The organism is Janthinobacterium sp. CG_23.4, from assembly GCF_029892305.1.
Classification (GTDB): Bacteria; Pseudomonadota; Gammaproteobacteria; order Burkholderiales; family Burkholderiaceae_D; genus Janthinobacterium; species Janthinobacterium lividum_D.
In genome coordinates this window covers 4,467,382-4,481,407 of record NZ_JARXUX010000001.1, presented here as the reverse complement: position 1 = coordinate 4,481,407, position 14,026 = coordinate 4,467,382, and the positions used below count along the sequence as shown (strand labels likewise).

Genomic DNA, 14,026 nt, shown 5'->3' with positions numbered 1-14,026 from the left:
TGAACTCCAATGTGCGCGTGCTAGCCATCGGCTCTGGCGAAAATTATCAGCTCAGCTCAGCTCAGCTCAGCTCAGCTCAGCTCAGCTATGCCGAACTTCTATTTCCACGTTTCCATGTGCCACGCCATTTGAAGAAACCATGGCATGGCCGTGGGTAAGCTCGACTATCGGGGGCCATACGACGGATATCGATTATCGCTGCGGCTGCTGCACCTGGTCTTGCACCGCATTGCCCAGCATGCCGCCGCCGATGACGCCGGCCACCGTCGCCAGTGCCTTGCCGCGGCCACCACCGACCTGATTGCCGATCAAGCCGCCGATGACGGCACCGGTGCCTATGCCCACGTAGTTGGGTTGTGCCGGGGCCGGCGCAGACACTGGCTGCGGCTGCGGCTGGCGCACGGGTTCGCGATACGCTGCCTCGCGGTAGCCATCGTCATTGTAGGCAGGGCGCGCTTGCGCCACTTGCGTGTGGTGCACGATGCGCTTGTGCACGACGGGTGCCGGCGTCGCAGCGGGGGCAGCTTGCGCGACGACGGGCGCGGCGACCGGTGCTGCCATGGGAGAGGCGACAGGAGCGGCCAGGGAAGCCGCGCTCGCTGGCGTCATGGCGGCCACCTCGGCTGCTACCGCAGGCGCATTCGCGCGTGAATTGGGCAGGATGCCGGCGATGGATGCCGCGCCCACCAGGCACAGTACCGTCACGGAAATGGCAGCGCCGGCCATCAAGGGGTGGATGCGGCTGGCGGTAGTGGTGGTGTTCATGTGTACTCCTGGTGGCGAGGTGTTGCGGTGTTGTTGATGGGTCCAGCGGATGTTTCCAACTGATGTTTCCAGCTGATATCTTCACCTGATGCATCCACCTTAACTGCCGCGCCTGCACAAGGCTAGACCTTGCGCTGTATCAAACGTAAGCAGGTGTAAGCCGCATTTTCCAAAGCGCAGTAGAATCGGTGCTTATCCTTTTCCGGAGTCCGTCATGAGCCAGCTATTCACGCCTTACGCACTGGGGCCGTTGCACCTGGCCAACCGTATCGCCATCGCACCCATGTGCCAGTACTCGGCCGACAACGGCAACGCCACCGACTGGCACATGATACATCTGGGGCACCTGGCCCTGTCTGGCGCGGGGCTGCTGATGACGGAAGCGACGGCCGTCTCGCCCGAGGGGCGCATCTCGGCCGCAGACCTGGGCCTGTGGTCGGATGCCAACCAGGCGGCGCTCGACAAGGTGGTGCAGGCGATCCGCCGCCACGCCACTATCCCCTTGGTGGTGCAGCTCGGCCATGCAGGACGCAAGGCGTCGAGCCGCGCGCCTTGGCAGGGCGGCGCCTGCGTGCATCTGGCCGATGGTGGCTGGCAAACGGTGGCGCCATCGGCTATCGCCCATGCGCCCGGCGAAACGGTGCCGATTGCCCTCGACGAGATGGGTTTGCTGCAAATCAAGGGCGCTTTTGTGGCCGCAGCGCAGCGCGTGCATGCGCTCGGCATCGAGGGTATCGAACTGCACGCCGCGCATGGCTATCTGCTGCACCAGTTCCTGTCGCCCCTGTCGAACCAGCGCACCGATGCGTATGGCGGCAGCCTGGACAACCGCATGCGTTTTCCGCTGGAAGTCTATGAAGCCGTGCGCGCCGCCGTGCCCGCCAGCGTCGCCGTGGGCGTGCGCATTTCTGCCACCGACTGGGTCGAGGGCGGCTGGGAAATCGAACAAAGCGTGCGCTTCGCGCAGGAACTCAAGCAACTGGGCGCCGACTTTATCCACGTCTCGAGCGGCGGTATGTCGCCGCAGCAGCAAATCCCCGTGGGCCCCGGTTACCAGGTGGCGTTTGCCGAGCGCATCAAGCGTGACAGCGGCTTGCCCACCATCAGCGTGGGCTTGATCACGGAGGCGCAGCAGGCGGAAGACATCATTGCCAATGGCCAGTCCGACATGGTGGCGCTGGCGCGCGCCATCCTGTTCGACCCGCGCTGGCCCTGGCATGCGGCGGCCCAGCTGGGCGCGCAGGTGCAGGCGCCACCCCAGTACTGGCGTTCGCAGCCGCGCGAGTACAAGAACCTGTTCGGCGACACAACCCTGGGCCAGCGTTAACGAACCTCGTCTGCTACACTGACGTCTCTTCCCCATCTTCCAGGACGCTTCGACATGCGCCATTGATACTGCCGTGCTGCGCACGGCCTCGCCCATCCCGCCACAGCGCCTTGCGCCGCGCGGGTTCGCCAGCCTTGCATCAGGAGTATCCATGCCCGCATTACTACAACTCGACCGTCTTTCCTTGCTGCTGCCCGATGGCCGCGCCCTGCTTTCCGATGTGCAATTTGTCTTTGCTGGTCAAAGTATCGGCCTCGTCGGCGATAACGGCGTGGGCAAGAGCGTGCTGGCGCGCCTTCTGGCGGGCCAGGCGCAGCCGTCTTCTGGCGCCGTGCGCTGCGACGGCAGCGTGCATTACGTGGCGCAGGAACTCGATCCGCAACACTATCCCAGCGTGGCGGCGCTCGCCGGCATGGAGGTCTTGCTGGCTGCACTGGCGCGCATCGCCGCCGGCAGCGTCGATGTGGCAGATTACGCTTTGGTGGGCGAGCGCTGGGATGCCCACGCCCGCCTGCGCCAGGCGCTCGATGCGCTCGATTTACGCCATGTCGATGCCGACACGCCGACGAGTAGCCTGAGCGGTGGCGAGCGCCAGCGCATCGCCTTGCAGGGGGCCTGGCTGTCGCAGGCAGATTGGCTGGTGCTCGATGAACCGAGCAACCATCTCGATGCGCGCCAGCGCGCCCGCCTGGTGGTGCAGATGGCGCGTTGGCCGGGCGGCTTGCTGCTGATTAGTCATGACCGCGCTCTGCTGGAGCACGTCGATGAAATCGTCGAGTTGTCGCCGCAGGGCTTGCGCAGCTATGGCGGTAATTATTCCTTGTATGCGCAGCAGCGCGCGCTGGAGCAGGCCGGCTACGCCGCTGCCCTGCAGGCGGAAAAAGCTGGCGCCAGACGCCAACAGCGCGCGGCGCAACAGCAAGCCGAGCGCCAGCAGCGCCGCGTTGGACGTGGTGAGCGCGAGGGCCGCGAAGGCAATCAAAGCAAGCTCCTGCTTGACGCAAAAAAGGAAAAAAGCCAGGCATACCAGGGCAAGCTGCACCTGCGCGCGCAAGAGGCGCAGCAGGCGCGCCAGCAAAGGGTGATGGATGCCAGCGCCCGCTGCGCGCCCGATACCGAACGGCTGCTGCTGGCGCCCGAGAGCCTGGTGCCGAATGGCAAGTTGCTGCTGGAATTGCACGACGTGGTCTTGCCACATGGTCAGGCACTCCCTATTCAGTTGTTACTCAGCGGGCCGCGCCGCCTGGCCGTGACCGGTGACAATGGCAGCGGCAAGTCGACCTTGCTGCGCGTGATCGCCGGGCAGCTGGCAGCGGCGCAAGGCCAGTTGCGTTGCCATGCACGGGTGGCTTGGCTGGACCAGCATGCGGGACTGCGCGATGGCGAGTGGAGTGCCGTACAGCGCTTGCAGGCACGCAATAGCAGCCTGGCGGAAGGGGCTTTGCGCACGCGGCTGGCGCTGCTCGGTATTGTCGGCGCGCGCGCCACCATGCCCAGTCGTTTGCTCAGCGGGGGCGAGCGTATGAAGGTGGCCTTGGCAGCCGAATTGTATGCGCAGGTGCCGCCGCAACTGTTGCTGCTCGATGAGCCAGACAATCACTTGGACCTGGCCAGCCTGCAGGCGCTCGAACAGATGCTGCTGCAATATCAGGGTGCATTACTTGTGGTGTCGCACGACCGCGCATTTCTGGATGGCCTGAAGCTGGACCCAGAGGGCTTGACTCTGCAGAAAAGATAATCAAGTGAAAATAGTCACGCGCGATGCCGGCCGCACACGCTACACGAACTGATGCTGAATTTTGTTTGATTATCGGTATAATCCACTGAATAACCGGGCCTATTTGTGAACTAAAACTGCTGGTTCACCAATATGATGATGTTTAATCTGGCGTTGTTGTAGCTCACTACCGCGCTGCCAGGACGCCATCATCGCGCCATCATCCTGTTTCTGCTGATGAATTTCGGTTTTGCTTATATTGTTTTCTTGGAGAAATAGCATGTCGTTTTACGAAAAACTCAAGGCCCTCGACATTGAATTGCCGGTCGTTGCCGCACCAGCTGCCGCTTACGTGATGCATGCCCGCACGGGCAACACCGTCTTCCTGTCTGGCCACCTGGCCAAGAAGGATGGCAAGATCTGGGTCGGTCAACTGGGCAAGGACGTGAGCACGGAAGAAGGCAAGATTGCTGCGCGCGGTATCGCCATCGAGCTGATTGCCACCCTGCAAGACGCGTGCGGCGGCGACTTGAACAAGGTCAAGCGCATCGTCAAGGTCATGAGCCTGGTCAACTCTACCGCCACATTTACGGAACAGCACCTGGTGACCAATGGCGCCTCGGAACTGTTTGTCGAAGTCTTCGGCGACAGCGGCAAGCATGCCCGCTCCGCCTTCGGCGTGGCGCAAATCCCGCTGGGCGCTTGCGTCGAGATCGAGCTGATCGCCGAACTGGCCTGACGCAGTGGTCTAAGTACATGAGCATGCCGGCGCTTGCCGCCGGCGCATCCTTTCCTCCTTTCCAGCAAGAGCGCAACCGCCATTGGGGTGGAGGGATCGGTGTATTCAAGAAAAAACGGAGACACGTAATGAAAACGAGTGAACAAGGCTTGCACCGCGGCCTGGGCGAGCGGCAGATACGCCTGATGGCGCTGGGCGCCGCAATAGGCGTGGGCCTGTTTTTGGGTTCCGGCAACGCTATCAAGATGGCCGGTCCCGGCATCATGTTGTCGTACATTATCGGCGGCGCGGTCATTTTCATGATCATGCGCGCGCTGGGCGAAATGGCGGTGCACAATCCGGTGGCCGGCTCTTTCAGCCGCTATGCCCAGGATTATCTGGGCCCCCTGCAAGGCTATCTGACGGGCTGGAACTACTGGTTCCTGTGGCTCGTCACGTGCGTGGCGGAAATTACCGCCGTCGCCATCTATATGGGCATCTGGTTCCCCGACGTGCCGCGCTGGATCTGGGCGCTGGCGGCTTTGGGCTCCATGGGTGCCATCAATTTGCTGGCTGTAAAAGCCTACGGCGAGTTTGAATTCTGGTTCGCCCTGATCAAGGTCGTTACCATCATTCTGATGATCGTCGGCGGCACGGGCATGATTATCTTTGGTCTCGGCAACGGCGGCGTGGCCATCGGTATTTCGAATTTGTGGACGCATGGCGGTTTCTTCCCGAATGGCGCGCAGGGCGTGCTGATGTCCTTGCAGATGGTGATGTTTGCCTATCTGGGCGTGGAAATGATCGGCCTGACGGCCGGCGAAGCGGCGAACCCGAAGAAATCGATTCCTGACGCCATCAATTCAGTGTTCTGGCGCATCCTGATTTTCTATGTCGGCGCACTGTTCGTCATTCTGTCGATCTACCCATGGAATGAAATCGGCACCACCGGCAGCCCCTTCGTGATGACATTTGAACGCCTGGGCATCAAGACGGCAGCCGGCATCATCAACTTCGTCGTGCTGACGGCAGCCTTGTCGTCGTGCAATGGCGGTATCTTCAGCACGGGCCGCATGCTGTACAACCTGGCGCTGCAAGGCCAGGCACCGAAGGCGTTTGCGCAAACCACGGCCAGCGGCGTGCCGCGCCGCGCCATCCTGGTGTCCGTTTTCGCGCTGCTGCTGGGTGTGTTGCTGAACTACCTGGTGCCGGAAAAAGTGTTTATCTGGGTTACCTCGATCTCTACCTTCGGTGCCGTCTGGACCTGGGGCGTGATCCTGGTCACGCAGCTTCAGTTCCGCAAGACCTTGAGCCCGCTGGAAATCAAGAATCTGGCCTTCCGCATGCCGTTCGCGCCATACGGTTCCTGGATTTCGCTGGCCTTCCTGGTGCTGGTGATTGGTCTGATGGCGTATTTCCCCGATACGCGCATCGCCTTGATGGTGGGACCGGCCTGGCTGATCTTGCTGACGCTGCTGTACTACGTGCTGGGCCTGGCGCCGAAAGAGCGGCGCGATGACGTGCCGCAAGGCTACGAGGCAGGCTGGCCGCCGACTGATGCGCCACATGTCAAGCGGTAAAGCAGCGTAGTTGTGCCGAGCTCAAAGCGCGCCTCTGATCCCAGCGGCGCGCTTTTTATTTCTTGAAAGCACTTTCCTTTATCGCCAGCACGCTGGCAGGTTTGCCGGTGCACGCTCAGCGTTGTTTCTTTGCATCAAAGCTCTGTTTAGCAGAGCCGATGAAAGCTCTATAATCATTTAGGCATTTAAAATGGACTACCTATTTTCGGTTTTTTCGCAGGCGAGTAATCACCAGAAAATTATTGCGAATTTATAGCCAACAGAAGTCGATGCGATGCAAGGTGCCTGGCGCCTCGTTTGCTCTCTTTTTCAGTCCTCATGACATTGCGCATGCCTCACAAAGGAAGTCTAGTGATTCAAACCCTGGTCCAGAAACTTTGCCGCACCAAGCCGATCGATGCCACGATCGAATATGGTGAAGGCCTCAGCAGTAGTGGCTTGAGCCGCTCCATCGGCTTGTTTTCCCTTACCATGATCGGCGTTGGTGCCACCATCGGCACAGGCATTTTCTTTACCATGGTCGAAGCCGTTCCCAAGGCCGGCCCAGCGGTCGTGCTATCTTTTCTGATCGCCGCCATCACTGCCGGCTTGACGGCCCTGTGCTACGCGGAATTGTCGTTCCGCATACCCGCCTCCGGCTCCTCGTATTCGTTTGCCTACGCCACCGTGGGCGAGTTCCTTGCCTTCATCATGGCCGCCTGTTTGCTGCTGGAATACGGTTTGGCGGGCAGTGCCGTGGCCATCGGCTGGTCGTCCTACCTGAATAACTTCCTGGAAAATGCCTTCGGCTGGCATATTCCCGCCATGCTGCGCACGCCGATGATCGTTTCCGGTCCGCATGGCATGGAGTTTCATGCCGGCCACATCAACTTGCCGCCTATCTTCCTGATCTGCATGTGCGGCCTTTTGCTGCTGCGTGGTGCCAAGGAATCGGCCCTGATGAACGCCATCATGGTCATTATCAAGCTGGCCATTCTGGTGTTTTTCATCATCATCGCGTTTTCCGGTTTTAATGCCGACAATTTCGTCCCCTTCTTCAATTCCGACAACAGCAAGGGCTTTGCCGGCATGACCGGTGTGACGGCCGCCGCCGGCACCGTTTTCTTCTCCTTCATCGGCCTCGATACGGTGGCCACGGCAGGTGACGAAGTGAAAAATCCCACGCGCAATGTGCCGCGTGGCATCCTCGGTGCCTTGATCATCGTTACCGTGTTTTACCTGCTGGTGGCCGTCGCTGCCCTGGGAGCGCAACAAGCCAAGCTGTTCGAAGGCCAGGAAGCGGGACTGTCGGTCATCCTGCAAAATGTGACAGGCAAGTCCTGGCCGGCGCTGGTGCTGTCGGCTGGCGCCGTCATTTCCGTCTTCAGCGTGACCCTGGTAACGATTTATGGCCAGACGCGCATCCTGTTCGCCGTCAGCCGCGATGGCCTGATCCCGAAGTCGTTCCAGAAGATACACCCGCGTACTTTGGTACCGGTCAGCAATACCATCATCGTCTGCATGGTGGTGGCCGCGATAGCCGGCGCCGTCGATGCAACTTACCTGTGGGACATGGTCAGCATCGGTACCCTGACCGCCTTCATGGTGGTCTCGCTGGCCGTGCCCGTACTGCGCTACAAGCAGGGTGCGAACCGCATCGAAGGCTTCAGCGTGCCGTTCGGGCCGTATGTGATTCCCGGCCTGAGCATATTGGCTTGCCTGTACATCATGCGTGATTTGCCACATACGACGTTTGTCGTGTTCAGTGTGTGGATGACGGTGACCGTGGCCATTTACTTCTTGTACAGCATGCGCCATTCGCACCTGGGCAAGAAGGCTCGCTAACACAGTCTGCTCGCTCCAAAACCGCCGCGCTTGTCGGCGGTTTTTTTATTCTTAACGGGAATTTACATGATGAAAATAACTGATCTTGCCGCCTGTGGCTTGCTGGCAAGCAGCCTTCTGGGCAGTGCGCTGCAGGCAGCTCCTGCCAGCAGCAAGGAGCTGCGCGATTATCGCGCCGTCGCCCTGTCGGCTGATGGCCAGCGCATTGCCGCCATTGAATCAAGCAAGGCCGATGAGCAGCCGCAGCGTCCGCATGCAGCCATCGTCGTGCGCGATGCCGCCACCGGTGCCATCGTGCAGCAATTCGATCCTTGCGCCGTGTGCTCCTACGATAAGCCCAGCTGGTCGCCCGACGGCAGGCAGCTGGCCTTTGTCGGCTACGACGCCAAGGCGGGCGTGGCGCAGCTGTACCTGGCCACGCTGACACAGGCGCAAGTGCGTGTGTTGACCAGTATTAGGGGCGTGGCCAGTGCGGCACGCTGGTCGCCCGATGGCAAGCAGCTGGCCCTGCTCGCGACGGTGGGGGCGCGCAAGCTGGCCGGTGCCGTGGAAGCGGGTGTGCGCCAGGTGGGTGAGGTGGGCAGCGAAGACGATGCCCAGCGCATTGCCGTCGTGCCTGCCAGTGGCGGCGCACCGCGTTTGCTGTCACCCAACGACACCTATGTGTATGAATACAGCTGGACGCCGGATGGCCGCGGCTTTGTCGCCACCAGCGCGCAGGGCAATGGCGACAGCAACTGGTGGGTTGCCAAGCTCAGCCATATTGATGCGCTCACCGGCGAGCTGCGCGTGATCGCCGCGCCAGCCATGCAGCTGAACCTGCCTTCTGTCTCGCCAGATGGCAAGACGGTGGTTTTCATCGGCGGCCTGATGAGTGATTTCGGCTCTATCGGCGGCGATATTTATACCGTAGCGCTGGCGGGCGGCACGCCGCGCAATCTCACGCAAGACTATCGCGGTACCTTCAATGGCGTCGTCTGGCGCGGTAGCGGCTTGCTGGCAACGGCACTGATCGATGCGCAACTGGCGCTGGTGCCTGTCGATGCGCAGACCGGTCCGGCCCAGCCGGTGATGCTCGGTGAGATCAGCAGCAGCGGCAGCGACGGCCGTTTGTCGTTCAGCGCCGATGGGCTGCGAGCCGCTGCTGCACAGGAAGACTTTACGCATGCCAGCTACCTGGTGGCCGGTCCGGTGGCCCAGCTGAAAAAAATCACGCGCGACAATGACGGCTTCGCACCGCAACTGACGGTGCAGAATGTGGGCTGGAATAACGAGCAATACAAGGTGCAGGGCTGGCTGTTGGGACCGTCGTCACTGGCGTCCGGCAAGCGCTACCCGTTGATCGTCAACGTGCATGGCGGCCCGGGCGCGGCCGCCTCGCCCCGCTATGTGGCCGCGAGCACCCTGATCCACGAATTGACGCAAAAAGGTTATTTCGTCTTCCTGCCCAATCCGCGCGGCAGCTTTGGCCAGGGCCAGGCCTTCACGCGTGCCAACATGGCCGACTTTGGCGGCGGCGACTGGCGCGACATCCTGGCCGGCATCGATGCGGTGCAAAAAGTGGCCCCCGTCGACGGCCAGCGCCTGGGCTTGATCGGCCATTCATATGGCGGCTTCATGACCATGTGGGGCGTCACGCACAGCGACCGCTTCAAGGCCGCCGTGGCGGGGGCGGGCGTGTCGAACTGGATCAGTTATTACGGCCAGAATGGCATCAATCAGTGGATGATGCCATTCTTTGGCGCTTCCGCGTATGACAATCCAGCTGTCTATCGCAAGGCTTCACCCATCGAATCGATCAAGGCGGCCAAGACGCCGACCCTGATCTACGTGGGCGAGCGCGACGTGGAAACGCCAGCTGCCCAGTCGCTGGAATTCTGGCACGGCTTGCGTGCCATGGGCGTGCCATCGAGCCTGGTCATCTATGAAGGCGAAGGTCACTCCTTACGCAAGATCGAACATCAGCGCGACTTGCAGCAGCGCACCGTCGGCTGGTTTGAGCAGTATCTGAAGTAGTGATTGGTAGCCTGCCGCAGGCAGGCCAGCCTGCATAAAGCGGCTGAAAAAATGTTCAGGGCTAGGCGTCGTGCCGAAGGCAGTACGAATGTACGACGAGGCGCGGCAACAACGCCATGGACTTTTTTTCAGGCGCGCGGTGAAACGATGTGCACGATCGCCGCGCTATGTACCACGATTTTGTCGGCATCGGCCTGCAACAAGCGGATGCGGCGCTGCACCAGTGGCCAACCCGACCAGACCACTTCGCTGACCTGTGGTGTGGCAGGCGCGGCCAGCGGGGCGCTGATGGCGGCCTTGTTATCGAGCTGCTCCAGCGCGCGCGAGAGGGTCAGACACACTTGCGCGTGGCTGTGGCTGAGCAAGGCATTGACGCGGACGACAGGCAACAAGCTGGCGTGGCGCCCCAGGATCGAGCGCAGCGCCGCCACGTGGGCCACCAATAAGTAATTTTGCACGATGAACAGATTGATGTCTTCCACCGCCCGTTGCTTGCTGGCCGGTTCATCGAGCATGCGCACCAGCGCCGAACTGAGCGCGGCCAGGCTGTCCATCAAACGCTTGCGCTCGATGCGATAAGCGAAGTCATCGCAACACTCCCCCTGCAACAGCGCGAAGCTGGCCCGCATATAGTTCAGGTTCACATTGAGTACCTGGCGCACCAGCCGTGGCAGGCTCTGGTATTCCCAATTGGCCAGCACGAAGCTGAAGATAGTCGCCACCGCAGCGCCGATCAGGGTATCGATCAGGCGCTCGCTGACCAGGTTCGGGTTGCTGGGCGCTACCAGGTGCATCTGCAGCAAGATCATCAGGCTCACGGCGATGGCCGTGTAGCGGTAGCGCAAGTAAATAAAGGTGGGCGTGGCGACGATGGATAAAAATAGAATGGCCATCAGCACGATATTGCTGTGGACGAAGCGGATCACGATGGCCGTGATGACACAGCCGATGATGGTACCGATGATGCGGTCGGCGCGGCGCTGGCGCGTCATGCTGAACGTGGGGCGCAAGATGATGACGATGGTGAGCACGATCCAGTAACTGTGCGCCGCATACGGCAGCCAGTGGCCTATCGCCAAGCCCACCGAGATGGCCATCGAGACGCGCAGGGCGAAGCGGAATATGGGCGAATCGAGGCGCAGGTTCGCCAGCAAGGTCTTCAGTTCGTATTTCTGCTGCGACAAAAATGGCGCCATGTCCGCACCGTTCCAGAACGGCACGTCGGCGTAGACTTTTTGCGTGGCCAGGTGCAGTTCGACGATCATCTTCAGAATGGCGCGGATCTTGTTGCGCTGCGCGCGCAGGGTGGCCAGCGCTTCCTGCGCCTTGTCTCCTTGCGCATGCAGGCTGGCGATCTTCGCTTCGATATCACACCATTGCTTGTCATAGCTGATCTGCGCATACGAGGCGCGCTTGCGCGTGACGGCGTAGGCGACCGATTCGATATCGCGCGCCGCCTTGTAAGCGAGGTCGTGCAAGGATTTGAGCACGTCGGAATCGGCCAGGTGCTGGCGCAGCAGCGCGTAATCGGTGTGCGTGGAGAGGATCAGCTCGTATAAATCGAGCATGCATACATGCACTTGCACCACGATGGCATCCTTGCTGTTTTTGTGGCTGCGCAGAATCAGGTCGCGCGATGCTTGCTGGCGGTCGGCCAATATGCTTTGGTGGCGCACCAGCTTGTTGAACTGCGCCGTCAAATTGAAACGCGTGTCGTAGAAGTCGGCCTTGATGTCGATGTAGGTGGCCAGTTCGAACAGGGCTTCGGCCAGCACTTGCTGTTTGATGCGGTGGCGCAAGACCCAGGCGATGGCCATGGCATAGGCCAGATAGATGAGGCCACCGAGCATGAACAGGCCTGCATGGTGAAACGATTGCTGCCACGTCATCTGATGCTCCATCGACATGGTCATGATGAACAGGGCGGCCAGTTGCAAGGGCATGGATTTCTTGCCATACACCACCATCATGCTGGCGAGGAAACTGACCAGCACGAGCACCGCCATCAAGAGCCACTGCACCGGCCCGCATAGGCTGATCAATAGAGTGACGGCGCTACACAACAGCACGGAGGCCAGCATTTCGTTCAATTTGTGGCGCAGCGGGCTGGGCATGTCCATCAGGGTCGTGCACAGGGCGCCGATGCATACCGTCATGGCGGTGGCGCTGTCGCTGATTTCCTGGACCAGCAAGGCCAGGCCGACCAGGCCGATGGCCACGCGCAAGCCCAGGTAAAAATAATGGCTGTAAATGAAGGTGCGCAGGTTCAGTGCGTAGTGCATGGGATTACCTTGTGGGCAGGGCACAGAAAGAGGCGCCGCACCGGGGTCTCCGCTGCGGCGCCAGGATGTTGCAGTTGCTACCGCTTCGATTTACATCAGGGCAATGACGGGGTAGCGCCGCCATTCAGGCTCGGCGAAGCGCTGGCAGTGCTCAAAAATGAAGTCGAGGACGGCTCCTTGATTGCTCAGCAAGGCCGGGTTCGCTGCTTTCCAGTCGGCAAACTTGGCCGCCAGCGCTGGCTCATCGCGCAGCAACTCGGATGCCATGTCTTCGAAGACGTAATCGGAAAATGCTTCTTTCTTCTCCAGCACGCTGTTGAAAAAGCCCCAGCGGAAGAAGCTGTCGTGCGCCTGCGGCTCCAGCGTTTCCACCGCATAGCGCGCCTTGTCCTGCTCCAGGCTGATCACATAATCGCCCGCCTGCACCGTGAATTCGCCCATGCGTGCCTCCAGTTCCACCGTCTCGTGGAACATGTGGCCTTCGTAGGGGGTGGTGCGCGTGCCGACGTTGGCGATATGGTAGTAGCGCGCCGTTAAGGTCTGTTCTTCGCTGATGCGCGACATTTCAACGCCGTTCCAGCGCAGGCGCTCGATGACTTCGCGCCAGGCTTGCGGCACTACATAGGCTTTCGGCGCGGCCACGGTGACGTCCGCATCGAAGCGGTTGTAGTAAGCGATATCGCGCTCCCACGGTTGCGAGCGGTCATACGACAGGCGCTGGTAGTTGCCCAAGATACTAGGCGTGTATTGCGCCGCATAGCCCTTGAAGGGGAAAGTCGACGGCTGCTCTTCGTTCATGACCCAGTGGATCGGCCATTGTGCTTGCGTGCGGCTAGCCGCCTTGGCTTGCGCGCGCAGTTGCTTGATCTGTTCACCATGCTCGATGGTGAACGCCAGGGTGATGTCGAGCAGGGCGCGCATGGAAGCGTAGCGGTCGGCAAATGGTTTCAACATATGCGTTTCCGGCATGAAACCGATGACATGGTGCAGGGCCGCAAAACCGGTCGAGAAACGCGGTACTTCGAGGAATTCGGCGATGCCGTGGTCGGGGCTGTCCTTGACGGGATTGACGTACGGGCAGGTGGGCCAGCCGGCGTTTTCCATTGCGGCAAAGATGTGCGGCAGCATGGTCTGTTGCAGGAACGGCCCCAGGCCATTGCCCAGTTTATCCGTCTGCGTGTGGATCAGGGTCATCGTGTACGGATAGTCGGCGCCGTTCGAGGTATGCGTGTCGACCATGACGTCCGGGTCCCAGCTGCTCAGCAGACGGTTGAATACTTGCGCGTTCAGGCTGTCGCACTTGATGAAGTCGCGGTTCAGGTCCAGGTGGCGGCTGTTGCCGCGGAAACCGAATTGCTCCGGGCCATCCTGGTTCACGCGCGAGGTATTGGCGCGATTCAGGCTGCCATCGACGTTGTAGATTGGAATGAACAGCAGCACGGTGCTACCCAGGGCCGCCAGGCGTTCCGGCTGCGTGCAGAGATCGCGCACGATGGCCATGCAAGCGTCGATGCCTTCCGGTTCACCCGGGTGGATGCCATTATTGTTGAAGAAAACGCTGCGCCCTGCGCGCTTGATTTGCTCGCGGTCAAACACGCCATCGGCGCTGACGACGCCAGCATGGATGGGCACGCCCGAATCGGACAGGCCGATTTGTTCGAAATGCAGCACCTGCGGGTAGCGTGCGGCGAGATCTTTGTAGAAAGTGATGCATTCCAGCCAGGTCGTGGTCTGGTTGTGGTTACCGAGTTCGTAGGTCGTGCGCAAGTCTGGTGGCATAGCGGTCTGAGTCTGGGA

At 60.8% G+C, this 14,026-nt stretch carries 10 protein-coding genes; 6 read left to right on the top strand and 4 right to left on the bottom strand.

Annotated features, from left to right (window positions below):
• Positions 1–192 precede the first annotated feature (192 nt).
• The gene (locus H4V96_RS20145) at positions 193–765 is read right to left on the bottom strand and encodes a glycine zipper 2TM domain-containing protein (RefSeq protein WP_196855679.1); all 573 of its coding nucleotides are present in this window, start codon (positions 763–765) and stop codon (positions 193–195) included.
• A gap of 214 nt (positions 766–979) precedes the next feature.
• On the opposite strand from H4V96_RS20145, the gene H4V96_RS20140 reads away from it, so the two are divergent.
• Both H4V96_RS20140 and H4V96_RS20135 read left to right on the top strand, forming a co-directional pair.
• Positions 980–2,092: an NADH:flavin oxidoreductase/NADH oxidase gene (locus H4V96_RS20140; protein WP_010401860.1), complete on the top strand. Its 1,113-nt coding sequence runs from the start codon at positions 980–982 to the stop codon at positions 2,090–2,092.
• A 151-nt stretch (positions 2,093–2,243) separates the two neighbouring features.
• A complete protein-coding gene (locus tag H4V96_RS20135; RefSeq protein WP_280721128.1) occupies positions 2,244–3,830 on the top strand; it encodes an ATP-binding cassette domain-containing protein in 1,587 nt (528 codons plus the stop codon).
• 99 nt (positions 3,831–3,929) lie between these two features.
• Here H4V96_RS20135 and H4V96_RS20130 read toward each other — a convergent pair whose 3' ends face one another.
• On the bottom strand, positions 3,930–4,091 hold the full coding sequence (locus H4V96_RS20130) for a hypothetical protein (RefSeq protein WP_157998777.1): 162 nt from the start codon (positions 4,089–4,091) through the stop codon (positions 3,930–3,932).
• On the opposite strand from H4V96_RS20130, the gene H4V96_RS20125 reads away from it, so the two are divergent.
• From H4V96_RS20125 to H4V96_RS20110, 4 genes are all read left to right on the top strand, one after another.
• Positions 4,090–4,548, top strand: a complete 459-nt coding sequence (locus H4V96_RS20125; RefSeq protein WP_010401855.1) for a RidA family protein — start codon at positions 4,090–4,092, stop codon at positions 4,546–4,548. The two genes, H4V96_RS20130 and H4V96_RS20125, sit on opposite strands and share 2 nt — an antisense overlap.
• Positions 4,549–4,676: 128 nt before the next feature.
• A complete protein-coding gene (locus tag H4V96_RS20120; RefSeq protein WP_196855678.1) occupies positions 4,677–6,107 on the top strand; it encodes an amino acid permease in 1,431 nt (476 codons plus the stop codon).
• A 351-nt stretch (positions 6,108–6,458) separates the two neighbouring features.
• A complete protein-coding gene (locus H4V96_RS20115) occupies positions 6,459–7,931 on the top strand; it encodes an amino acid permease (RefSeq protein ID WP_010401852.1) in 1,473 nt (490 codons plus the stop codon).
• Positions 7,932–7,997: 66 nt separating this feature from the next.
• Entirely contained in the window at positions 7,998–9,947 is a 1,950-nt protein-coding gene (locus tag H4V96_RS20110) for a S9 family peptidase (RefSeq protein WP_280721127.1), read from the top strand.
• A 128-nt stretch (positions 9,948–10,075) separates the two neighbouring features.
• Here the strand turns inward: H4V96_RS20110 and H4V96_RS20105 are convergent, their stop codons facing one another.
• Both H4V96_RS20105 and H4V96_RS20100 read right to left on the bottom strand, forming a co-directional pair.
• Positions 10,076–12,229 (bottom strand): FUSC family membrane protein, encoded by a 2,154-nt coding sequence (locus H4V96_RS20105; protein WP_196855677.1) that lies wholly within the window; start codon positions 12,227–12,229, stop codon positions 10,076–10,078.
• A gap of 90 nt (positions 12,230–12,319) precedes the next feature.
• On the bottom strand, positions 12,320–14,008 hold the full coding sequence (locus H4V96_RS20100) for a M14 family zinc carboxypeptidase (RefSeq protein ID WP_196855676.1): 1,689 nt from the start codon (positions 14,006–14,008) through the stop codon (positions 12,320–12,322).
• Positions 14,009–14,026: the final 18 nt, after the last annotated feature.

Bases quoted from the DNA above. Each gene is read 5' to 3' on its own strand.
- H4V96_RS20145 (WP_196855679.1), bottom strand. From the start codon at position 765: ATGAACACCACCACTACCGCCAGCCGCATCCACCCCTTGATGGCCGGC.
- H4V96_RS20140 (WP_010401860.1), top strand. From the start codon at position 980: ATGAGCCAGCTATTCACGCCTTACGCACTGGGGCCGTTGCACCTGGCC.
- H4V96_RS20135 (WP_280721128.1), top strand. From the start codon at position 2,244: ATGCCCGCATTACTACAACTCGACCGTCTTTCCTTGCTGCTGCCCGAT.
- H4V96_RS20125 (WP_010401855.1), top strand. From the start codon at position 4,090: ATGTCGTTTTACGAAAAACTCAAGGCCCTCGACATTGAATTGCCGGTC.
- H4V96_RS20130 (WP_157998777.1), bottom strand. From the start codon at position 4,091: ATGCTATTTCTCCAAGAAAACAATATAAGCAAAACCGAAATTCATCAG.
- H4V96_RS20120 (WP_196855678.1), top strand. From the start codon at position 4,677: ATGAAAACGAGTGAACAAGGCTTGCACCGCGGCCTGGGCGAGCGGCAG.
- H4V96_RS20110 (WP_280721127.1), top strand. From the start codon at position 7,998: ATGATGAAAATAACTGATCTTGCCGCCTGTGGCTTGCTGGCAAGCAGC.
- H4V96_RS20105 (WP_196855677.1), bottom strand. From the start codon at position 12,229: ATGCACTACGCACTGAACCTGCGCACCTTCATTTACAGCCATTATTTT.
- H4V96_RS20100 (WP_196855676.1), bottom strand. From the start codon at position 14,008: ATGCCACCAGACTTGCGCACGACCTACGAACTCGGTAACCACAACCAG.